The sequence below is a fragment of the Verrucomicrobiota bacterium genome, from assembly GCA_037139415.1.
GTDB lineage: Bacteria > Verrucomicrobiota > Verrucomicrobiia > Limisphaerales > Fontisphaeraceae > JBAXGN01.
In genome coordinates this window covers 1-24205 of record JBAXGN010000125.1, presented here as the reverse complement: position 1 = coordinate 24205, position 24205 = coordinate 1, and the positions used below count along the sequence as shown (strand labels likewise).

9 protein-coding genes are annotated in these 24205 nt (G+C 55.4%); 4 read left to right on the top strand and 5 right to left on the bottom strand.

All coding sequences use genetic code 11. The annotated features are described in order from the left end of the window. Window positions 1-30: 30 nt before the first annotated feature. The 4 genes from WCO56_19925 to WCO56_19910 all read right to left on the bottom strand — a co-directional run bounded on the left by WCO56_19925 (window position 31) and on the right by WCO56_19910 (window position 18775). A complete protein-coding gene (locus WCO56_19925; GenBank protein MEI7731851.1) occupies window positions 31-1359 on the bottom strand; it encodes a hypothetical protein in 1329 nt (442 codons plus the stop codon). Between the two features lie 374 nt (window positions 1360-1733). Continuing rightward, window positions 1734-15671, bottom strand: coding sequence for a DUF1566 domain-containing protein (locus WCO56_19920; protein MEI7731850.1), 13938 nt, complete (start codon window positions 15669-15671; stop codon window positions 1734-1736). Between the two features lie 39 nt (window positions 15672-15710). Continuing rightward, a complete protein-coding gene (locus WCO56_19915) occupies window positions 15711-17213 on the bottom strand; it encodes an aryl-sulfate sulfotransferase (protein MEI7731849.1) in 1503 nt (500 codons plus the stop codon). A 263-nt stretch (window positions 17214-17476) separates the two neighbouring features. Further along, a complete protein-coding gene (locus tag WCO56_19910) occupies window positions 17477-18775 on the bottom strand; it encodes an arabinan endo-1,5-alpha-L-arabinosidase (protein ID MEI7731848.1) in 1299 nt (432 codons plus the stop codon). Between the two features lie 267 nt (window positions 18776-19042). Between WCO56_19910 and WCO56_19905 the strand changes: the two genes are divergently transcribed. Together WCO56_19905 and WCO56_19900 are read left to right on the top strand one after the other, a co-directional pair. Beyond that, window positions 19043-19846, top strand: a complete 804-nt coding sequence (locus tag WCO56_19905; protein ID MEI7731847.1) for a methyltransferase domain-containing protein — start codon at window positions 19043-19045, stop codon at window positions 19844-19846. 11 nt (window positions 19847-19857) lie between these two features. Next, on the top strand, window positions 19858-21303 hold the full coding sequence (locus WCO56_19900; protein ID MEI7731846.1) for a sulfatase-like hydrolase/transferase: 1446 nt from the start codon (window positions 19858-19860) through the stop codon (window positions 21301-21303). An 8-nt stretch (window positions 21304-21311) separates the two neighbouring features. On the opposite strand, the gene WCO56_19895 is transcribed toward WCO56_19900, so the two are convergent. Further along, the gene (locus tag WCO56_19895) at window positions 21312-22526 is read right to left on the bottom strand and encodes a DUF1015 family protein (protein ID MEI7731845.1); all 1215 of its coding nucleotides are present in this window, start codon (window positions 22524-22526) and stop codon (window positions 21312-21314) included. 667 nt (window positions 22527-23193) lie between these two features. On the opposite strand from WCO56_19895, the gene WCO56_19890 reads away from it, so the two are divergent. After that, on the top strand, window positions 23194-23448 hold the full coding sequence (locus tag WCO56_19890) for a prevent-host-death protein (protein ID MEI7731844.1): 255 nt from the start codon (window positions 23194-23196) through the stop codon (window positions 23446-23448). Further along, window positions 23445-23897, top strand: coding sequence for a PIN domain-containing protein (locus tag WCO56_19885; protein ID MEI7731843.1), 453 nt, complete (start codon window positions 23445-23447; stop codon window positions 23895-23897). The genes WCO56_19890 and WCO56_19885 overlap by 4 nt, the downstream gene beginning before the upstream one ends. Window positions 23898-24205: the final 308 nt, after the last annotated feature.

The following is a 24205-nucleotide window of genomic DNA, read 5'->3' as shown; positions in this document are numbered from 1 at the left end:
TGCCATGAAGAGAATATATCATATTTAGTCTCAACTTGAAAGCAAATTAGAATTAATACTGGTCACGTTGGTTATTAATCCGCCCGCCTCCACCCGCGCAAAGCAGTTGGTGCCAGGGTTGGTGCCCGATGTTACTGATACTGAACCGCCACCGATGACCATAGTGTTGGCTGCAGAATACAGCAGCGCTTTGTTGCCGGCGGAGTCGGCGCCACCCACGACCAGACCGCTGTTGAAACCAATGCGGCCAATTGTGATACCACCGGCATAGAACTGGCCGCCGTTGGTGATGTACAGGTATCCAAAGTTATTGTACATCATGATGGTCGCGTTGGATATGACACCGCCTTGATCCACCCGCACCCAATTGTTCGTTCCTGCAACGTTGTTGCAGGTTTGCAGCCGCTCAGTAAACATATTAATCATGGCTTTTTGTCCCGCAGCATTCGTGCCGGCCACGATGACGCTGTTGCCACTGCCGGCGGAGCCTACGTAGAGTCCTTGAACACCGGCGTCCCTCCGGCAGGCCAGGAATACCCGTGCCCCGTTGGTGACTAACAATTGGTTGCCAAAGGAGCCGACAGAACTGCCAAGTGTAATCGGGATGTTTTGTCCGGGTTTGAGGGTGGGAGCTGAGAAAGGAATGTTATTGGTAATTATAACGGTTCCGTTGTTGATGGTGACCACGTTATTGGTCGCATTTCCGTAGCCGATGATCAAACTTGGAATATTTGTTGCCATGCTGTTGGTGGGGACAGCCAGCCACAAGACGGCGTTGGTGTTTACACTAACTTGGGCGTTATTGAAGCCGTTGCCCACGTAAATCGGAGTTGAATTATTCTGCGAAGCACCGCCATTGGTTGCCGCATTGCTGAAAAGATTGGTGCCGCCGTTCATGGCCCAATTCCCATTGAATGTCCACGCATTGGACGCCAGCAATAATTTGAACGCATAACTGCTGCCGGTGCCATTGGAAGTGATCAGTGTTCCCGAGCCGGTTCCCGAGGCCCCAAAGTTCAAAATGGAATTCGTCACCCCGCCGATGATCACATTCGTGGCCAGCAACTGTTGCACGGTGATAGCGGCGTTGGTCAGCAGGGTGAGCGTGGCACGATTCGTGGGCCCCACATTCACCAGCCCAGCGGTCAGGCTGCCGCCGTTGGTGACAATCAGGGTGGCACCATCCACCACGTCGCTGTCCGACGATAAGCCATAGGCGGTATTCAGCAGGTTCGTGCCACCCACCCAGTTGGTGGATTGCGCCAACAGACCGTTGGAGATGACCAAGCTGAGAAGGATGGTCAACCCCAGCCGGGCCAACGATAATGAAACAAGGAGTTTTTTGAGTTGAGTAGTCATAGCAGATATTGGTTCATTCATGATGGAAAAGATTCATTTGCCAGAAGGCTTGCGGAGCCGCGTGCATCACACAAAGCACAACCAAATACAAAATGATCATGCGTGTATTTTGACAGCAATGCATGACGCAATTTGTTTGCAGAATCTTGTGCCATTCTATTTGTCGAAAAGTAACGGGCGGTTCACATTTGTCAAATGGAGAATACTTCTGGAAAACGTGAGCAACACGTATCCGCCTCTGGTTGTGAAATTTTCATGATAATCTCAGGTCATCTCAAAACGCGAACTCAAAGTCCCCCTGGCTTCAGTCAACTTGATCCATCTGGAAGGCAGTTCAAGGCCAGTATTGTTCCAAGGACGTTTGCACGCCTCATTTATGGCACCAGCGCCGAGCCTAGCCGATAGAAGCGGGCTTTGTTGGTGGCAGCGCGGTCCAGCAGCACCTGGGTTCCGGTGGCGTTGGTGATGCCGGGCAGGACGATCCAATTGGGCTGGCCCAGGTTGGTCTTGTATTCCAGCCAGTAGGCCCGATGCGTCTCGGGAGCGAATTGGAAACCGAACTGGCCCTGACTGGGAAGGACATTGGTAACGGATACGACCGCCAGATTATTAACCACCAGGGACGTCGGCAGACTAATAACTTCGCCATAAGCATTCGTGGCCCGTGCCTGATAACTACCAGTGTGATTCAGCCCAAGATTGGTTATCGTCAGTGTTGCATTGGTGGCCCCGGTCAGGTTGGTGCCATTAAACAGCCACTGATACGCCAACGGATTCATGCCGGATACGCCCAGGCTCAGGCTGACGGTCGTGCCGACCAGATTCGTCGAACTTTGCGGTTGGCGGGTTATTTGGGGGAACAGGGGTGAGCAGAAATTGGCCGTGATCACCCGGCTGGGGTTCATCGTGACAGTCAGGGTATTGCCAAGGATTATGGCGCCATTGGTGTTGCCACTCCAGGCGACAAACGCCTGGTTGGTGTTCGGGGTAGCCACCAAGGAAACGCTCTGCCCATTGGCGTACAGTAGTGCCGATGGAGTTTGACTCACCTCACCATCGCCGCTTACCAGGGTGGTTAACGTGTAGAATCTCGGTGGGGCGGTCCCAAAGACCGCCGTGAAGGACGGCATTGCATTGGTAACGACGTACCGTACCGAATTATTGGAGATCGCGCCCCACGGGGAATTACTCCAATAGTTGAAGAATTGGCCGGCGTTAGGCACGCCCATCAGATGAGTGACTGTGCCAAACGGATAAATCGGCTGCACGGGGTCAACCTGAATTGTTCCGTTGGTTGAAACCACCAGCGTGGTCAAACGGGTGCCAAAAACTGCCGTCGCTGAGAAATTGGAGGTGAGCGTCAATTGGCGAACCGGGTTGGTGCCCGACAGGTTGCCCGTCCAGTATAGGAAGGTCCAACCGCTGGCCGGGGTAGCGGTGACCGTGACCAATGATCCGGTGGCAAAAAACTGGTTGAGGGTAAGTCCGGTGTACAGGTTGGTGCCCGCTTCAAGCTGAAGCGTTCCTCCGCCCGTCGTCTCCACCTTCGCGTAACAGACCGGGGTGAACACGATCTGAATCGGCTCGGCAGCCATTGAAAGTACATAGGTGCTCCAGTTATACGCGATCGCCCGGAGGGTTGTCGCGTTCGAAATGGTGAACGGACCATAATAATCCGCACCATATGCCTCCGGGTCGGAGCCGTCGAGGGTGTAGTAGATGCTGGCATTGGACCAACTGCTGGACCAAGCCACCTGCACCGCGCCGGTGGCAGGGATGGAGAGATTGGTCGGCCCGAGCACAACTTGACCAGCAATGACCGCCAGCGGCATGCCGACAGGAACCCAGTTGGTGACATTGTTGATCACCCGTTGTTCCAGCGGAACGCTGTTCGTGAAGAGGGCGGTGTAATTATTGGTGGCACGAATCACAATGGCACGCGGGTTGGCACTTGAGCCGTCCGTCCACCGCACGAACTGATACCAGTTAGCCGGGGTTGCAGTCAGTATTACGGTGCTTCCGTAATTGTAGTTGGTAGGTGAGTAGGTCACGCTGCCGCTGCCTTGGACCGCAACGCTCAACGGCTGGAAGACGGTCAGCACCACATTGCTGCTATTTGTGCTGCCGTAGAGATTGGATGCGAGGCACGAATAACTACCCGCGTCTCCCAAGACCAACGGTCCCAGATTGAGGGTGGCGTTAGTCGCATCACTGATCACGGTCCATTGATTACTGATCACGGACTTATACCATTGATAATTGAGGGGTAACGTGCCGGTCGCTGTCACGCTGAAGCTGGCCATGGTCCCCACCAAATTGGTCTGGCTGAACGGCTGCAGCGTAATTGTTAGTGCCATTGCGCCGGTTCCGGAGATGGCTAGCGCATTATTATTGTTGGTGGCATCTGAAGTGACCACCAGGTTCCCGCTGTAATTGCTGGCTCCCGTTGGGTTGAAGGTTATCGTAACATTGGTCCACGCACTTGCAGCAAGGGTTCCGGACCACGCCCCGCTGAATCCCGACGGACAACTTACATTACTAACGTTGAGCACTGCACTACCGCTGTTGGTAATCCAGAGGGTGCGCTGGGCATTCGATCCCACCAGCACGTTGCCAAAGGCCAGATTTCCGCCCAGTGCAATGATACGGGATGGCGTGGTGTTCGTCACAGTGAGCACAGCATTACTACTGGTGGCACTGCCATATTGATTGGTCACGAGGCAGTAATAACTGCCTGCGTCATTCAAGGTCAGGGGCCCAAGGCCGAGCACGGCGTTGGTGGCGTTGGTGATGGCGATGCCCGTTTTGTACCATTGATAGCTCAACAGGGCACTGCCCGAAGCTGTCACAGTGAGGGTCGTGTTGCTGCCCAAGCCCACCGTCTGACTTTGTGGTTGAATCGTAAGGGATGGCAACACCAGCCGCTCGATGGCGCCTTGCGGCGTCAGGTCCCGGCCGACTAATCCGGCATAGTTCGTCCCATAGCGATCAACCCGAAAGACGGCGGTCATCAACTGGTCCGGGCGCGCTGGGTCAACCGGGATGGTGTCGCCCTGTGCCATCGGCACGCTGCTCACTGGGCAGAGGTACCGCCACACCATCTGGCCAGCCGGGGTGACTTCGAACAAATTACCTTTGATGCCTTCGCAGATCAGCGTGTTGCCGTTGGGCAGCCGCTGGGCACCAGAGATTTCTGTTGAGTAGAAGTTGGTCGGAGGGGTGGCCATGTAAACCCAATAATTAGTACTGGGGCCGAATGGCTGCCCAGCCAGCAGGGTGTAATTGCCGGCGGCATCCACCGGCGGTACGATTTCGTTGACGGTGGAATAACCACGGCCAATGCCGTTATTGAAGATCAGGATGTTTCCTGCTCCCGGACAATTCGTGTCAATCCAGTGGGTGTGATGTTGCTGGTAAAGGATACGGTTGGCGCTGGTGCCACGGTTGTATTGCTCAGGATCGCCCCAGCGGTACAGGATGTCGCCGCCTTTGCTGTAGCGCCCACCGGCATGGCTGGCAGCTTGAGCCGTGGTTAGCTGGTGATCCACGATAAACACCTCGCTGTTGCCGCGGATGCTGAGCATCACCTGATCCAATTGAACATTGTAATCAATGCCGTTCACATGGTTCCAGAACTGCGGAATCTTGATGCCGGGCCCGTTGACGTCAATCAACTCGGGATGATCGAATACCACGCCATAGTTATTCTTGTTGGTGTCGTAATCCTGAATCATGTGATCCCACAGGTGCCATTCCCACACGACTGTACCGCCATACGGGCGCGTTGGCGTCACTTCGACGAGGCAATCCGGCAGCATGTAGCCCTGAGTGAAGATGCTGGCATCCAGCAGGTTGGTATTGAATCCGGCCGCAATGACCTCCGCCAGCGTTTTCTTTTCCGCCACGAGCAGGAGGACGTTGCCGTTGGGCAGGACCTTGAAGTCATGGTGATGGATATAGGTTGAGCTGTAATAATCAATCGCCCACACCAGGTTGCCGTCCCAGTCGAACTCCTCGACGCGCCCGCCTTCACCACCGCCCGTGGAGGGACCGCCGCTCATCACCATGCCGGCGCGGAACATGTGGCCGTTGGTCATCAGGTAAGCGGCGCGGCCCGGCTCGTAGGCGCTTTTCCAAGTATGAACCACCTCGCCAGCGTTGTTGATGAGATAGGTGTTGGTATGGTGCATCGGGGCCATCAAGGTGTAGCCCGGCCAGGCGTTTGTGGTGTTGAGGAACAGCCCCATGGTTTGTGTGGTTGAACCGCTTAGCACAATGTAAGATCGGGTGGTTCCTGGCGCACCCGATGGATCGGTAGCGGTAGCGCCCAAGTTATCAGTGGCGGAAAGGTAGTAGGTGACAGCAGTGCCAGCAGGGAATACGGGAATCTGGCCGCCATAAATGCCATCTCCAGCCACGCCGTCCTGATGAGCACCATCGTCCAACATGGTCACATTGGTGAGCCCACTGCCGGTGTTATAAGTTAATACCACTTGGGCCACGCTGACATTATCGGTGACTTGGGCAGTGACCCAAACAAAGTTCGTAGCATACGGCGTTGCCGGTGAGATGGCCGTGTTGGCGATGACCGGCGGTGGATTGGATGGACCAGATTGGACGGTATAAGACAGCGACACTCCAGGTGCGCCAGACGGATTGGTGACCATGAGACTACCACTGTCAGTGGCCGTGACATAATACCGTATTGTGGTGCCTGCCGCCAGGGCCGGGACTTGGCCACCATAGACATGGTCACCTGACACGCCGTCCTGGTGCAATCCATCATCCAGCATGGTGACATTGGTATAACTGCTCCCGCTGGTGACAACCTTCACGGAGATTTGATCCAGATCCATGCGGCTGTTTGTTTCACCGCTACGGAACTGAAACCGCATTTTCAAGCTGTTGACCAATTCGGCCACCTGCAGGTCATAGTGGTACAACTGCCACCCGTGATTGGCGCTGGTCAGTTCGCTGAGCCGGGTGACATAGCCGGTGCCAGCATCCAACTGGAAGGTCCAGCCGGCATTGGTGTATTGATTGCTGATCGTCAACGTCTGCATCCAAAACTCCACAAATCCGGAGGTTCCCCGCGCATCGATACTATTCGTCGTGGCGATCATGCTGTCGGTCAGGTTGGTGGTGCCCTGCTTGAATTCCATACCATTTGTGTTGCCCGTGCCGTAGTTGGCTCCGCTCCGTTGCTCAAAGTAATTACCGGTTACCGTCCAGGCGTAGCTAGCGCCAGCGCCCGTCCACGGCTTGACGGTGTTGGTGCCCATGGTTTCGGTGAAAACGGCGTTGGTCTGGCTGGCCCCGCCGCCGGTGCCGGTGGTGTACGTGAGAGTGACAGTGGCCACACTCACGTCATCGGTGACATTGGCGGTAATCCAAACGGGATCGCTGGCGGTGGGCACGATGGGAGTGTTGGTCACGCTGGTGATCACCGGCGGAAGGTTGGTGGTCACGGTGCCGCTGAGTACGCCCTGAACCCGCATCGAGAGGGAGTAGAGCGACCCCGCATCCGTGGTGATGAACAGGGTTTTCCGATCACTACCGCCGAAGGCCAGGTTTGTGGGTCGTTCGGGAACGCTGATCTGCTCGTTTTGCTGGCCGGTCGAGTCGTACACCAGCACCGCAGTTTCGGTCAAATACAGGTTACCCTCACTATCCAGGGTCATGCCGTCGCACTTGACCCGGGCAAACAGCGTTTTGTTCGTGAGTGTGCCATTGGTATTTATGGTGTAACGGAAGACGTTGGTGGCACCCCAATCGGCAACATAGAGGGTTTTACCATCCGGTGTGCCCACCAATCCATTGGGGCGCACCATGTCCGTGATCACGCGCGTCACGATACTCCGGTCCGGCGAAAGATAATAGACATATTCGCCGCCTTGCAGGACCGGATGGCCAAAATAGACAGGGTCGGAGAAATAGACTCCGCCGGCCGGATCCACCCACAGGTCGTTCGGTTCATTGAATCGCTGACCACCATAAGTGCTGGCCAATACGGTGACATTCGACTGCATGGTAATCGAGGTCAGCCGTCCATTGCCGCCTTCGCACACCAACAGGTTACCGCTGCGATCAAACTTCAAGCCGTTGGCCCCACCCGAGTTGGTGCGGAACATGGAAAGCTGTCCTGCCAGCGACCAGCGATAGATCAGGTTGGAGGTGACATCCGAGAAGAAGATGTTGCCGGCAGCATCTGCGGCGGGACCCTCAGTGAAGTGCAGGCCATTAGTTAGCGAAGTCAGGGTGGCACCGCTGGCGATCACGCTCAGGTACCCCCGGCGCATCACGCGGAAGCCTACGTGATACCACGGCCCATTGGGATCCCCCGGGCCGCGATAGTACGACGGATTACGGTTGGATACGCGCCCATGGCCATACTGGTCCTGACCGTTGTACCAGTTGCCACCGCGTATACCACGATAGGGCTGGCCATCGGGCATGGTGGAACCGGTGACCGGTCCGGGCGGATTGGTGACGATGTTGTTGATGATGCAGTTGGTGTAGTAATCGCTGGTATACCAATCGTTGATCAGTTGCCAGACGTTGCCGGACATGTCAGCCAGCCCGAACCCATTGGTGTTGTTCCTGGTCTGATACGTGTTGTTAGTTCCCGGCCAGTTGTAATTGGTCTTGTATTGGAGCGACCCATTGTAAAACCCGACCGGCGTAGTACAAGGGGTAGGGCCGCTTTCAAACGGATCACCGGAGCCAGCCCAATTGGCAATGGTTCCATCCGCGTTGGTTTCGCTGCCCCATGGGAACATGCCGTAGGGGCTGTAGAGTCCACCGCGTGCGGCATACTCCCATTCGGCCTCGGTGGGCAGACGGTAGCCGTTCTTGGCCAAATCACATGCACCGGTGGCCAGGTCATAGCAGGCAGCATAGCCGTCGCGCGCGCTGGCCCAGTTGCAGTAAGCGATGGCGCCAAACCAGCGCATGCCGGTGATGGGGTGCAGGTCACGGTTGTCGCGAATAGTAAAGGCACTTCCAGACCATTGGACCCGGCTGTTGGTTTCTGAACCGTAAGTATCGCAATAAATATTGGTCCCGCCGACGCCATAAACGTAGTTGGAGCGCACCTCGATCAGTCCTTGGGCCAAGGCAGAATTCAAGAATTGGACATATTCCAGGCAGGTGACATGGGTGACGCCCATGTAAAAGGCGTCCACATAGACATTGTGGAGGGGAACCTCGTCGCTGGGATGCGCTGGATCGATGAAGCCAAAGTGATCACCCATCACGTACTGTCCGGCCGGGATGCGGGCGAACAGCGGGGTGAAGCTGTTGGTGGTCGAGGTTGCGTTGGTGGTGCCGCCGCGGACACAGCGGACGTACAAGTTGGTGGTTTTGTCGTCATAGCTGACCAAGCCCTGCTGGAAATCCACCCACCAGGCGCGGTTGGTCAGGTTGATCACCGTTGTCGAGGACCAATAACGTGCCGCCTGCGCGCCGGGGAAATAATTCGTGCTTAAGGATGGGTTGGAAAGCGTTTCGTCATTAATGGATTGAAGTTCCTTGATGCTGGGCAGGCGCCAGTCGCTATAGCTGCCTAGCGAGAGACCTTCCGCATATTGCAGGGCTGATTCCCAATTCATGGATGGGGTAACTTCCGCCTGTTGCCAGGTAAGTCCGGTATCCAAATCCGTCACCGTGCCGTTGGCATTGTTGGTGAAGTGGTGGATCGGCTGGCTCGTTGGCGCAGTTGCCCCACGCACACAACGCACATGATAGCGGTTGGTTCCGCCGGCGCTGAGAGTTTCAGTCTGCCAATGCGCGCCGATACCGCCGCCGGCATTGATGGCCCAGACGTGGGTCGGATCGCCAACCAGCGGATCCCTTGTCCACCAGTATTGTGCGGTAGACGGGGTGAAGTAGTTCGTGTCGAGAGACGGATTCACCTTGCCCTGATTCAGAATGCTAAAGGCCTCATGGCTGGTCGGCAACCGCCAGTCACTCTGGCTGCCCACCCGGTTCGTCTGGGCGTAAACAAATGCATTCGACCAAGTCATCTCCCCGCCATCCGCCTTCTGCCAAGTCAAACCGGTGACATTGTCTTTCACCGTTCCATCGCCATTGTCCGTGAATGAGGGTGGATTGATGGTGTAATCGGAATCCTCACCAAAGGTGGCGGTGAAAGAATTAGTCTGGCCGGTATCCGGCAGCTTCAACATGCTCCATGAAACAGTGGACGCGGAACTGACGGTGTAGGTGAACAAGTTGGTATTTATGGGAGCGCCCGAGGGATCCGTGATTTGGCGGGTTGCGGCATCACGCGCGCGAACGAAGTAGCGCACCGTCGTCCCTACAGGAAACGCCGGAATCTGGCCGCCATAAATGCCATCGCCTGCTGCGCTGTCCTGATGCAGTCCATCATCCAGCATGGTAACCGTGTTGGTGTTAGTGCCGATGATGTAAGTCAGGGTCACTTGCGAAATATTGGTACCGCCGATGACTGCCGAAGTCACCCAGACGGTGTTGGTCGCCACAGGTGCGGATGGGATATTGGTTGTTCCGGAGACGAGTAACGGATAAATCGTATAGCTATAATCAATTGTGCCGTTGGTCACGCCTGACGGAGCCCCGTTCGTCAACCCGTTTGGCAACTGGTTTGTCGGCAGGATGGTTCGCACATAATCCACCTTCACGCCCGACGGAGCAACGGTGAACCTTGTATAACCGGTGTTGTTGGTTTTATACACGAGGTTGTTGGTAAAAGCGTCCGAGTTAAATAACGAGTAGTTTGGATCAGCCGGATTGGGCAGGGTTTGATAGGTCACGCCATCCAATTGTTGTTGGACCCAAATGTGGTCGTGTCCCTGAACAAAGGCGGTTACGTTGTTGGCCACCATCAGTTGGTGGATGGGCACTGGCCAACCAGGACGATTGGTCGTGAATCCCCAGGTTTGATTAAGGTTCTGCCCGCCCCATTCGTAGAGCACCGCCTCATCCGTGCCGCCCCGTCCCGTGCCGAGCACATGATGGGCAAAGACGAATTTATATTTGGCCTTGCTTTGTTCGAGGGTGGTCTTGAGCCATTCGTACTGGGAATCACCGTGCGTAACGTCCCATAGGTTGGTCCGCTTGACACCCGTCCAATAGTTGTTGTCCACGCAGATCGGATCAGCCCAATAAGGATCAATGGTGACGAACAAGGCATCGCCCCACGTCCAGGCAAAGTAGTTTTTCAGCAAGCCAATGAAGGGTACGGAATTTGTGTTACCGGTGTAAAAACCATCGGGGGCTGGCTCAGGGTAGTACAGATTTCGGGCGTTTTGCGCCCAGACGGCGATATTGTTGGACGTGCCATCCAATAAATAGGCTGCCGCCTGTTCGTGGTTGCCGTTGACTAAAAATAGCGGCGCAGAGTTACCAACCAGTCCGAGGTACGGGCGTTGAAGGGTGTAACACTCAGTCACCAGACTGCCGTTAATGAGGTTGGTCGGGATGTTATCAACACTGAAGTCGTCACCAATCGTCAGGTAAAAATCAGGCTGATCAGCAGCGGCGGTGAGCAGGGTGAGCGCGTAAAAATTGGAATTGAACATGGCGTTAACCCGTTCGGGGTGCGAATCGCCCTGAATGGAAAACGTAAAGGTGCTACCCGGAGCCCGTTGTGTATGAAAGGTGTGTTCAGTGTCCATGAGATACATCGCGTTGCCAGTTGCCTTGTAGCGCAGCCGATAATAGTAACGGGTATCGGACTGAAGCTGACTCAAAATTACCTCCAATGGCTGCCCGGCGGTGATATTGGTGACGACAGTTTGGTTGGTATAGGCGCCTGACGAGGCACCGTATTCCAGATACATCTGCTGATCGTTGGTGGAGAGCACGCTCACGGTGATGGAATGATCCGTGGGACGGCCGAGCACGATCGAACCGCCGAATGGAGTTACGGTGATGGGCGATAATACCGTATAGGCATAAGTATTTGAGGGGGCCCCGAGTGGATCCACGGTTACCCGGCTAAGTTCATACGCTGCTCTCACGTAGTATCGGACCGTCACGCCTGCCGGAAAGGCCGGGATTTGCGCTCCATACATACCATCTCCGATGGTGCCGTCCTGATGCGAGCCGTCGTCAAACATCATCACATTAGTCGGCCCGTTGCCGGCGTCATAAATCAACGTAACCTGCCCGACATTGGTGGTGCCAGAAATGCGGGTGGTTACCCAGACAGAATTCGTGCTGGTGGGTGCGACTGGGATGTTGGTCGTTCCAGAAATGGAAAGGGCTGTGAAGGCGTAACTGTAGCTGACCATGCGGTTGGTTTTACCTGTCCCTTCATCGCCTGGCAAAAACACCCGCACATAATCAACCGTGGCGTTCGTGGGGGTCACCTGAACACGCAAATAACCAGAATTGCCCTGGATTACGCCATTGGTGTAACCGTAACCAGGCGCTGCACTCGTGCTGTTATAGTTGGTACGGCTGGGCTGCGGACATTCCTGGTACACGAGATCGGTTTTACCATCGCCATTGACATCAAGGTCCTCTTTTACAAAGAGGTGGTCATGGCCGTGGAAAAAGGCGTTGACACCGTTGGAAAGGAGCAAGCTTTGAATTGGCATTCCCCAACCGGGACGACGGGTGTCAAATCCCCACGTGCCATTGGTATTATAGCCGCCCCATTCAACGTACGAGGCGTATGCCAACCCACCACGACCTTGTGTATCAAGGCTTCCGCCTACCAGGTGGTGCGCAAAGACAAACTTGAACTTTGCCTGACTGGTCTCAAGGGTCCGCTTGAGCCATTGATATTGGTTGGTACCCAAGGTCCAACCCCAGAGATCCGAGGATTTGTTCGTAGTGCCCTGGCTGGTGTACCAATAGTTATCCAGCACGACGAACAAGGCATCGCCCCAGTTGAAGGCATAATACCCATCGCGCACACCGCCGCCCAGATATGGATCGGCATTTGTGCTTCCGCTAAAGAACGCACCCGGGATGGGACACGGGTAATAGAATTCCCGCGCCTGATCCCCCCAGACGGCGCTATTATTGGTGGGGGCGGAACTGCTGAGTAACCAGCCCAATTCCGGGTCATGGTTGCCGTTGACCAGGAACAACGGCAACGAATGCCCCGAGACGCTGAAAAACTGCTGACGGACATTTTTACAGGCTTCGAAGATGCCGGGCTGGGAAAGGGTGTAGCTGTTGGTTGGAAAATACTTTTCCCCCATGAAGGTGTCGCCCAGATCAATCAGGAAATCCGGTTTGTCCACCAGCATGTTGGTCAGGGCGAGTTGCCAGACGGGTGGCTCATTGTCGAGATAGTGAGGGTCAGCTTCGATGATGAACGAGAAGGTGTTGCCCGGCGCCCGTTGCGTGTGGAAAGTGCGATTAAGATCAACATTGAAATTAGTGTCCCCTGGTATCCGGTAATAGAGGCGGTAGAAGTATTGCTGGTCGGCGGTCAAGGTGTTGAGGCTGATTACCATGGGAGTTCCGGCAGCCATGCTGTTCGTGGCGGTTTGGTTGGTGTACACCCCGGACTGTGTGCCATAGCCAATGTAAACCTCCAGATTCGTAAACGAAAGAATGCTGATTGCCACGGAATGATCCGTCGGCCGGCCAAGCAAAACGTTATAAAATGAACTGCTCGGGGTATTCGTGATAACTGTATAACTCAGAGTGCTGTTGGGTGCGCCAACCGGATTGGTGGCGGTACGTCCGCCGCTGTCAGTGGCGATAAGGTAATAGCTCACGGTGGTGCCGACTGGTAGCGCCGGAATCTGACCGCCATAGGTACCATCGCCTGCCACACCATCCTGATGTACACCGTCATCGAGCAGAGTGACATTGGTGGAACTTGAGCTGCTGCTGGTGGCCACCTTTACCGAAATCTGATCCAGATCAATCCGATTATTGGTGGCCCCGCTCTGGAATTGGAACCTCATTTTCAAACTGCTGACCAATTCGCCGAGCTGCAGGTCGTAGTGATACTTGGTCCACCCATGGTTGGTGCTGGTCAACTCGCCCAGGCGCGTGACATAGCCACTGCCGGCATCCAGTTGGAAGGTCCATCCGGCATTGGTGTATTGATTGGTGAGGGTGAGAGATTGCAAGTAGAACTCGACAAAGCCGGAGTATCCGCGGGTGTCGATTCCGCTCGCGGTGGCGAACATGCTGTCGGAGAGATTGGTGGTGCCCTGTTTGAACTCAAGGCCGTTGGTGTTGCCGGAACCATAGTTGGCCCCGCTGCGCTGCTCGAAATAATTACTGCCGGTCACCGTCCAGGCATTAAGGCAGCCGGAGCCGGTCCAGGGTTTGACGGCATTGGTGCCCATGGTTTCGGTAAATACCGTGTTTGTCTGGAGGATGTTGGTGCCGGAGTCGGTGCTGTAGGTAAGTATGACAGAGGCGACGCTGACATCGTCGGTCACGTTGGCGGTGACCCAGACCGGATCGCTGGCCGTTGGAGCCGTTGGGGTATTGGTGACAACGGTAATTACCGGAGGCAGGTTGGTTACGCCGCCCTGCACGGCATAAGAGTACGTTGAAGTCGGCGCGTTTGTGGGGTCAGTGGACGTATTGCCAAAGTCGTCCTGGGAAGAAATATAATAGCTTACTACGGTTCCACCTGGAAGGGCCGGAATCATAACGCCATACCGGCCATCTCCCGCAGCACCATCTTGATGCGCACCGTCATCCAGCATGGTCAGCGTGACGGGGCTGGCAGCCACAATGTAGGTGAGCGTCACGGATGCAACCGCCCGACTATTGGTGACATTGGCAGTGACCCAGACTCCGTTGGTTGCGGCTGGTAATAGTGGATTCTGCGCGGTACCGCTGATGGTTGGTGCGGATATGTACGATGGCGTGTTACCGGTGATGGTGGCCTGTGGTGTCAGAGTGCGTCCGGTAAACGCAGAATGATTGGTAGCATAACGGGACGCACGGAAAAGAGCATTGTACATCGGCCAGTTATCCCGCTTGTACGTGAGCAGTCCCTCCGTGCTGATGGGGTTGATATATTCCCATACCGCTTCGCCCGTGGAAGTCACTTCAAAGATGTGCCCCTCGGTAGAATCGCACACCAAGGTGTTGCCATTGGGTAGCCGTTGGACGCTGGAATCAAGATGGCTGAACATGCCTTGATTGGCCATGGAATAATACATCCAAGTGACCTGCCGAGACAGGGATTTGGTGCGCTTGTCGGTATCATGACCGGGCGCTGCCCAGTTATTATACCCGGCGGCAGGAGGGTTCACGTAGGCCCCGGTATCGTTCGTGGTCGCGTTAAGATAGCCGTTGATCTGAAAGATATAAGACTGGGGCGTGGTTTCAAACAGGTCCCCGCCGTTATTGTACACCAGGAACTGTCCCGCCCCTGGCAGTCCGGTGGGAATCCATTGCGCATGGCTCGAGCCACCGATCTGCTTGTTCCCGGTGGTGGAGGTTGTCCAGTTCTGCTGGATGGATGGCGCACTGCCTTGGCTGTATCGGGCCGGGTCACCGAAGCGATAGATGAAGTCGCCGTTCGTGCTGGCTGCCAGAGCGACGCTGCCTGCGGGATTGTTGCTGAGAAAGGTGTTGCCGTGATCAATCACGTAAAATTCTCCCCCGGCTGCGTTAATGACGATCTGGTCCAGATTGGTATTGTAATCAATCGAGTTACAGTGCAGCCAATCGTTGGTTATTGGCCGCCCGGGCAGATTCAGATTCAACCGGCCCAGATAGTTTGAGATGCTTTTGCCCGTGCCGACATAGTTGGATTTGCTCGCATCAAAATCCTGAATCCCGTGGTCAAAGAAGCACCACTCCCACACCACGGTGCCAGACATATCCACTTCCACAATGGCATCCACCTGGGCGTTTGTGTACGGGCTGCTGGCGGGATTGCATCCGGCCGCGACACACTGGTTGGAGGTGACCGATTTGGCGGCGATGCAGAGCGTGGTATTGGTACCCAACCTGGCATTATAAATCCGCAGAAAATCGTGATGCAGCAGATAGTTGGTGCGCGTTTCCGTGTATTGCCAAACGGTATTTCCGTTCCAGTCCAGTTCCTTTAAACTGGTGAAACCGTTTAGATCGCCGCCCGAGGCATCGAGAATATTGCCGTTGGTGAGCAGACGTGGATTGATCCCGGTTGGCCAGGTGTGGACCACGCGTCCGTCCATATTGATCAGGTAGGTATTACTCCGCACGCCGAAGAGGGTGTAACCGGCATACGTTTTTGTCTGGTCCCAATAAAGAACCTCCGTGGGGCCTTGCAGGCGTTCGTATGCGGGCAGCGACACTGAACTGAGAACTAGCCAGACCGCTGTGATTAAAGCACGTGATGACGTATTCATAGTATATTTGGCAGGTTGAAGGTTCCTAAGGCAGCATCGTTACGGCGATTTATATGAGGGGGTCCGGCCTGTGATCGTATTCCCAGTGGTGAGCGTGCGCCCCGCCACCACCGGATCGTTCGTTCCGATACGGAATGCCCGGAAAATGGAGTTGTACATGGGCCAGTTGTCCCGTTTGAACTTGAGAATCCCGTCCGTGGTGACCGGGTTGATGTATTCCCACACGGCATCGCCAGCGGACGTGACCTCGATGATGTGCCCTTCGGTATCAGAGCAGATCAAGGTGTTGCCATTGGGCAATCGCTGGACGCTGCCACCAATATGACTGAACATGGCGTGGCTGGCTTTCGGTGAGTAGTTCCAGGCAATTTGTCGCGACATCAGTTTTGGGTTCAAGCCGGTGGTGGCAACCGGCGGCTGCCAGGTATTGTAGCCAGCGACCGGCGGATTTACATAAGCCGCCACGATGTTCGACAGGGCATTCAAGAAGGGATTAATTTCAAACGCATATGACCCCTGCGTATGCTCGAACAGGTTCTGCGCATTGTTAAAGATGAGCAGGTGACCGGCCCCAGGAAATCCTGACGGAATCCAACTCGCATGATGCGCGCCTCCGATCTGCTTGTTGCCCGTGGTGGAGACGGTCCAGTTGGTGAGGATGGAGGGCGGGTTACCCTGATTGTAGCGGGCCGGGTCGCCGAAACGGTAAAGGAAGTCTCCATTTGTGCTAGCGGCAAGCGCAATGCTATTGGAGGGGTTGCCGACAGTAAAAGTGTTACCGTGATCAATAATGTAGAATTCGCCGCGAACCGAGTTGATCAGTATCTGGTCGAGAGACTGGTTGTAATCGATCGAATTGCAATGTAACCAGTCGCGCTGTACCGGCAAACCGGGGATGTTTATATTCAGACGCCCGGGGTAATCGGCGATGGTCTTGCCGGTGCCCACCCAATTCAATTTGTTGGTATCAAAATCCTGGACCATATGATCAAAAAACCACCATTCCCAGACAATGTTTCCGGACATGTCCACTTCCACGATGGCATCCATCTGGGCGTTCGTGTAGTTACGCCCGTTGGCTGGATCGGCCCCGGCGGCGATACACTGGTTGGAACTGACGGTCTTATTGGCGATGTAGAGCGTTGTGAAGGCGTTGAGCTTCGGATTGAAGATGCGGGTGAAATCATGGTGCATCAGGTAATTGGTGCGCGACTCCGTGTAGGTCCAGACGTTGGAGCCGTTCCAGTCTACCTCGCTGAGACTGCCAAAACTGCTGGGGTCGTCCTTTCCCGCATCCAGCACGTTACCGTTGGTGAGCACGTGCGGGTTGGTGCCGATAGGCCAGGTGTGAACCACTCGTCCTTCCATATCCACAAGATAGGTAATGCCTCGCACCCCGAACCAGGTGTAGCCGGGATAGGCGTTGGTCTTGTCCCAATAAAGCAGTTCGGTCGGCCCCTGCAGGGCCTCATACGCGTGGATGGAGCACGTGGTAAAAAGTGTCAACCAAACCAGCCAGATCAGCTTCACTTGCATTTTCATAAAACTCACCATACCATCGGCACATTAAGGAAATTCACACGGTATCATTAAAAGATTTTAATCATTTTCCGGTGAAACCAAATTCATTGGCAGCGACTATTCCAAGGTGCCTGGCTTTGATGTTTTAAAATGTTCTTGTACTGATTCGTGTTGTGCAGAAGTTAAGAACAACGGCAATGGATGTGGAATACACCGTCAGACCCTTTCCAAGGGCTGATTAAAACCCTCCGCCGCGCATGCGTCAGTCAGGTGTGAGTTTTGGGTTACTTCGCCCGCCGAGCGGAGACGGTGGCGCGGATTACCACACCGCTCTGATTACGGCCCACGAAATACTGACCATTGGGAGCCAGCACACACTCATCCACCCATGCGCCTTGGGGAGCAGCAGCATCCGGCCAGCGCAACGTCAGCCAGTTGCCGTTCAAGCTCCACGATCCGGGCTTGGTCTCGGCCAGCGCTTTGCCTTGAGGCTGTAATTCCAGACGTTGGGCGGGCGCAAAGTTGACCGAAAAATCCCAAATCCCGGCGACTGAGGTTGCCGGTTTGGCCGGGAGCGGCGTCAGCGGGCCTTCGATGGGTTCCCCCGCCACCGGCCAGCCGTTGCGCAACCAGTAGAGGGGACGGATTTGCAGCGTGCGGGCACCCTGGTTATTGCCATCGTAGAAATGATGCACAAGCCAGTGACGTCCGCTCGACTGGACCACGGAATTATGGCCGGGACCATGCACCGAGCCGTATGAATCCAGCACCAGCGTGGCACCGCCCTGAAGCATGGGCTTGCCGGTAAAATCCACGTACGGTCCGGTGATGGCGGGCGACCGCCCCACCAGCAAGTGATAGGTGCTTTCAATGCCTTTGCAGCATTGATCAAAAGAGACGAACAGGTAATAGAAGCCCCCCTGCCGCACGATAAACGGGGCCTCGATGGCGGTGGAATCCTTGCGGGAAGCGAGGTGAATCAGCTCCGGCGGCTGGCGCAATGGCTTGCCGGTATCTGGATTGAGCGCCGTCATCTGGATGCCGCTCCAGTACGAGCCAAAAACGAGCCAGCGCCGCCCGGACTCATCGGTAATGCCCTGCGGGTCAATGGCGTTCCAGTTATCCTGGCCACGCCGCGACTTGAGGATGAGGCCGCGATCCTCCCAGCGGTAAGCGGGACTGGCGGGGTCCAGCGATTTATTCACCGCGAGCGCGATGCAGGAGTCGTTTTTACCAAAGATGGAGGCGCAATAATAGAGGAGGTAGAGCCCGTTATGATACGAGATGTCGGGAGCCCAAAGGTGCCCGCCCTTGAAGGCAGGCAGCTCCTGAAAAATCCAGGCGGGAATCTGCGTAAACACGCGGCCGGACGCCTGCCAGTCGTATAAATTCGTCGAGTGAAAAGACGGGATACCGGTACCGGTCGAATACAGGTAAAAGCCCGAGTCGGTCTGAATGACGGTGGGATCATGGACGGGAGACACCGCCCCCGTCTGAGCGGATACGGAAATGGCCGCGCCCAGGGAGCCCATCAGTGCCAGCCAGAAACATCTCAAACCGTGGTTTAGCATCGGACTATTCATTGTTCTGGATTCACATTTCACAATTTTTCCAGCGTGTCCATTCTATTCAAGTCAGGCAACGCGTGCTGCCGCCCCGCTCAAAATTAACGCTTGCCCTGTATCAACAGCAGCGTAAACTCCCGCCCATGCAGCACAGGCTGCATGGTATATGAAGGCGAGCCCAAAGCAATGCTCCTTTACCGCAACGCGACAAGTGAAAGCATCCAATGTGCTAAAAAGTAAATCTTTCAGTACTGCATTAGACATAGAGCCAATCTTTAGAATTCCATGAAACGCGTGCATCTTCAAATAAATTGGCCTGATACGTGGAAGTATTCTTACCCTTATGACCTTGAGGAAGTCTATGGTGAAATTACCAATCCTGGGTATGCGTATGCCTATGCCAACCGCCGAACCCATACCCTGCGGTTGCTTACGGAAGTTCTCTCCCCCGGCGCACAGATTCTCGATCTCGCTGCTGCGCAAGGAAATTTTTCTTTAACTCTGGCCGAGCTAGGGTATCGGGTTACCTGGAATGACCTCCGCGAAGACCTTGCGGACTATGTCCGCCTTAAGCACGAACGGGGGGAGATCAGTTATGCCGCTGGCAATGCGTTTGAGCTGAATTTTTCAAATTTATTCGATGCGGTGCTGATCACCGAAATTATTGAGCATGTTGCCCACCCTGACGAATTTCTTTTGAAAGCAGCACAACTGGTAAAGCCCGGAGGGTACATCGTGATGACCACTCCGAATGGCGCGTATTTCCGAAACCCGCTACCGAAATTTTCCGATTGTCCAGACCCGCGTATTTACGAGGCGACGCAATTTAAACCCAATTCGGAGGGCCACATTTTTCTGCTACATCCAGAAGAGTTGCGCGCGCTGGCTTCCTTTGCGGGTCTAAACATTGAAAAAATAATCCTGTTTACCAATCCGCTGACAACTGGCCACATAAAGCTGGGACGGCTGCTCAAGGTATTGCCTCGCTGTCTCGTGAGCGGAATCGAAGCGGCAACGCAACTACTACCAACCGCCGTAAGTCGCAAGCTCCTAGTTCAACTGGGCGCAAGATTCCGCAAACCCGAGTAAATGGAAATCGCATGAGCACATATTATTGCCAACATCTCAAGCAGGCGTGTTTCACTCTCCTAGCCGGACTATTCGTTTTGCTGCCGCCCTTTCTCCCCGCCGCCGCGCCAGCCAAACCGAACATCCTGTTTTTCTTCACGGACGACCAACGCGCCGACACCATCGCGGCATTGGGTAATCCGATCATCAAGACACCGAACCTGGACCGATTAACCCGCGAGGGTCTGGCGTTCACGCGCGCCTACATGCAAGGCGGGTTCAACGGTGCCACCTGCGTGCCCTCACGAGCCATGCTGCTTTCCGGACGCTCGCTCTTCCACGTGGATGAGAAGTTGCTGAAAAGCGAAACCTGGCCAGCGGCTTTTGGCCGGGCCGGGTACACCACCTTCATGAGCGGCAAGTGGCATAACGGGGTACCGTCGCTCGCGAAGTCGTTCCAGATCGGGCGCTCGGTTTTTTCCGGGGGCATGACTGATCCGCTCAAGGCCAAACTCAGCCAACTGGAAAACGGGAAGCTCACCCCGCCGCAAGTGGCCACCCGCCATGCCTGCCAGGTGTTTGCGGATGAAGCCATTCGTTTTTTGAAGGAACACAAGGGCGGTCCATTCCTCTGTTACGTGCCGTTTGATGGCCCGCATGATCCCCATGTGGTACCAGAGGACTTTCCGGTGCGGTACGATCCCGATAAAATTACACTGCCGCCCAATGTGATGCCGCAACATCCCTTCAACAACGGGGAGATGGCCATTCGCGATGAAAAGTTGCTGCCCTGGCCACGGCCACCGGGAGAAGTGCGCGCCATGATCGCCGATTATTATCGTTACGTCTCGTATCTCGACATGTTGATTGGCCAGGTTTTGGAAACGCTGAAAACATCGCCCTTTGCCGACAACACGATCATCGTCTTTTCCTCGGATTCCGGCGTGGCCCGCGGCAGCCATGGGTTGATCGGCAAGCAGAACCTCTACGAACACTCACTGCGCGTGCCGCTGATCATGGTCGGCCCCGGGATTCCTGCCGGCAAACGAACCGACGCGATGTGCTATCTGCTGGATGTATTTCCGACACTCGGGGCACTGGCGGGCGTACCGGCACCGGAAGGCAGCGAAGGCATAGACTTGGGAGCGGTATTACGCGATCCAGAAAAACCGAGCCGGGCACAACTGGTGTTCGCCTATCAAAAAGTGCAGCGCTCGATTCGCGATGATCGCTGGAAACTGATCCGCTATCCGCAGATCAACCAGACCCAATTGTTCGATCTGCAAAATGATCCGTTGGAGACCAAGGATCTGGCCGCAACTCCTGATAATGCCACCACGGTGCAAGCCCTGATGAAACGGCTGGAGGCCGCCCTGAAGGATTATGGGGATGACTGCCCCCTGACGGTGGAGAATCCCAAGCCCGCCGCCTGGTCACCCGAGCAGGCAACGAAAGCCGAGCGAAAGAAGAACCGCTGACGGTTTCGCTAAATCCCGTGGCAGAACATGGCGTCGCGCAGCTTGGGCTCAAACCAAGTGCTCTTGGGCGGCATGATGCCGCCGGCATCCGCGATGACCATCAAATCTTCGATGCTGGTCGGGAACATGGAGAACGCGCAGGCGTATTCGCCGCGATTGATCAATTGCTCCAGCTCGCCCGTGCCGCGAATGCCGCCGACAAAGTTAATGCGTTTGCTGGTGCGCGGATCATCAATACCGAACAGCGGAGCCAGGACGTGTTTTTGCAGCAGCGTGGCATCCAGCTTCTCGATGGGATCCGGTATGTTGGTGAGCGCTGATTTGAACACCAGCGTGTGCCACTTGCCCGCGAGGTAGAAGCCCATTTGATGCTTGCGGGTCGGGGTGGCCTGGCCGGGAGTTTGCACCTTACAAAGCGCGCCCAACTTCGCCAGCAGCGCGTTAGGCGTCAGCCCGTTCAAATCCTTAAGCACCCGGTTGTAGGGCAGGATCTGCATCTGGTTATGCGGGAAGATCACCGTGAGAAAATACGCGCTATGCCCCTGCCCCTGGCAGCGCTGGAACACCCGGCCGGCAGCGGCACTGCGATGGTGGCCGTCGGCGATGTACATGCAGGGGATCTTCGCGAATTCCGAGCAGATGAACTTGATGTCAGCCCGAGCACCGACCACCCAAGAGGTGTGGCGCACACCATCGGGAGAGGTGAAATCAATGGCGGGTTTCTCGGAAATCTTCTTGGCCACAAACGCGTCCATGGCTGGGATGGCACGATAGGTGAAAAACGTCGGGCCGGTTTGCGCGTTGAGGGTTTCGATGTGGCGCACACGGTCATCTTCCTTGTCCGGGCGGGTGAGTTCGTGCTTCTTGATGATGCCGCGCAGATACTCGTCGCAGCTCGCCACGGCAACCAGCCCCACCTGGCTGTGTTTGCCCATCACCTGGCGGTAGAGGTAGAAATTGGGCTGGGCGTCCGGCTGCAAGGCCCGCTGGGCAATCAGCCGGTCGTAGTTTTCCTTGCCCTTGGCATAGACCTCTGGGGAATAAAGATCGGTGCCCGGCGGCAGGTCAATCTCCGGCTTGCTGACGTGCAGAAAGCTCAAGGGATTGTCCTTGGCCAGTTCCCGGGCTTCCTCGGACGACATCACGTCGTAAGGCAATTCACAAACGCGTCCCGCCAATTCAGGTTTGGGACGCAACGCGGCAAATGGTTTAACGGTCGCCATAATTCAGTTGCCGGAAAAATGCAGCATATCGGGGCAAAGCGCACGATTTATTTTTGCGAACGTCCAGGGAACCCAACCATGCCTCACGTCGGCGACTACGCCGAAGATGGGTGGTGTCGTTTTCAAAATTGTGTGAAAAATGTGATGAAATGAAATTTTCACCACAAATTGTGATAAAATTGTGTGGAAATGATTTTTTGACACAATTTTGACCACGGATTGCACGGATGCCACGGATGGAAAAGGAGGGAACTTTTGCAGAAATATTTTCGAGCAAAACAATGGGGAGCCGGACATGGCAGAAAAAATTTATTGGCCAAAAATTAAGACGAAAAGATAGAAGCTGGGAGTTTGGAGCTAGAATGCCGCAAACAGGCGACTTGGGATCGCCGGCGGCCGGTGTCGAACTGCATCTGCATCTATAGATGTCATTCATGGCGTCATGGTAGCAGGGTTTGGTTGAGGGTGGTTTCCTCCCAGAGGAGAATAATTCAAATGCGGAACCCACCATTTCGGATTGCGGATTTCGGATTGCGGAACCCTCGATTCAAATATATCCGCCGCACACGGCCTTGATTCCAATACCAGGGGTAAAACGGTTGAAAACACGCAAACAAAATGGTCGCTGCTTGACAGAACGCATGGTGTGAGACATATTTGTCTCACCATGAAAACAGCAACCGTTAGAGACTTGCGAAACCGGTTCCCGCAGGTTGCCGCGTGGATCACGCAAGGGCAGCCGGTGGAAATCACCAGAGCCGGCAAAGTGTTTGCCCATTTGGTTCCCGCCCCGCCTCAACGTCCCGCCCGGTTCAAAATGCCTGACATCCAGACGCGGCTGGACCAGACCTTCGGGCACGTTTGCTATGATGCCGATACTGTGGCCGCTGGTTTGGAGGCTAGCCGGGGGGAGCTTTCATGACCGCGTATCCGGACACCAGTTTCCTCTGCGGATTTTATCTCAGGCAGTCCAATTCCCCGGTGATTGCGGCCTATGCCTCCACCATGCGGGAGCCGCTGTTTATAACCGGGTTGCTTCGCTATGAATTCCGGCAATCACTCCGTTTCCAGGTTTGGCGTCGTGCTGCCAATCCCCGCGAGGGTGTCGCGGCGGCGGACGCCGTCTCCGCCTTGAACCAACTGGAAACCGACTTGCAGCATGGGGTTGCGGTACTGGTACCGTGCGACCTGTTGGAAGTATTGCGCCTGGCTGATGAACTTTCCAACTGCCATACCTCCAAAGACGGATACTGCAGCTTCGACATTCTGCAGGTGGCCACGGCCCTGCAACTCCACGCCAAGGTGTTTCTGAGTTGCGACGATAAACAGCGCCGGCTGGCGCTCGCCGCTGGGCTGGCAGTCAAACCCTGACAACGCCGGATGCAGGCTGGTTGGATGACCTGCCAATGCCAGTTCCCCAATCCCCCGTCAATTTGCAATGCTTGACTCCCTTTTTACTCGGCCTATCCGACCCATCTGAAATCCCACCCGCATGGCTTTCCGTCAAAGACCTGCCCGGCAACATGTCTTCGTCTTTGGTTGACCAGCAAATGCGTCAACCGTCTGGTGATTGCGCAATAATATGGTCTCATTTAGGGCGTTGTTCGAGTCGAACACCTTTTACTGGACCACGGCGACGAAGAAACCTGCTACGATTGCATTGACTCCGGCTTTTACAG

Bases quoted from the DNA above. Each gene is read 5' to 3' on its own strand.
- WCO56_19925 (MEI7731851.1), bottom strand. From the start codon at position 1,359: ATGACTACTCAACTCAAAAAACTCCTTGTTTCATTATCGTTGGCCCGG.
- WCO56_19920 (MEI7731850.1), bottom strand. From the start codon at position 15,671: ATGAATACGTCATCACGTGCTTTAATCACAGCGGTCTGGCTAGTTCTC.
- WCO56_19915 (MEI7731849.1), bottom strand. From the start codon at position 17,213: ATGAAAATGCAAGTGAAGCTGATCTGGCTGGTTTGGTTGACACTTTTT.
- WCO56_19910 (MEI7731848.1), bottom strand. From the start codon at position 18,775: ATGAATAGTCCGATGCTAAACCACGGTTTGAGATGTTTCTGGCTGGCA.
- WCO56_19905 (MEI7731847.1), top strand. From the start codon at position 19,043: ATGAAACGCGTGCATCTTCAAATAAATTGGCCTGATACGTGGAAGTAT.
- WCO56_19900 (MEI7731846.1), top strand. From the start codon at position 19,858: ATGAGCACATATTATTGCCAACATCTCAAGCAGGCGTGTTTCACTCTC.
- WCO56_19895 (MEI7731845.1), bottom strand. From the start codon at position 22,526: ATGGCGACCGTTAAACCATTTGCCGCGTTGCGTCCCAAACCTGAATTG.
- WCO56_19890 (MEI7731844.1), top strand. From the start codon at position 23,194: ATGAAAACAGCAACCGTTAGAGACTTGCGAAACCGGTTCCCGCAGGTT.
- WCO56_19885 (MEI7731843.1), top strand. From the start codon at position 23,445: ATGACCGCGTATCCGGACACCAGTTTCCTCTGCGGATTTTATCTCAGG.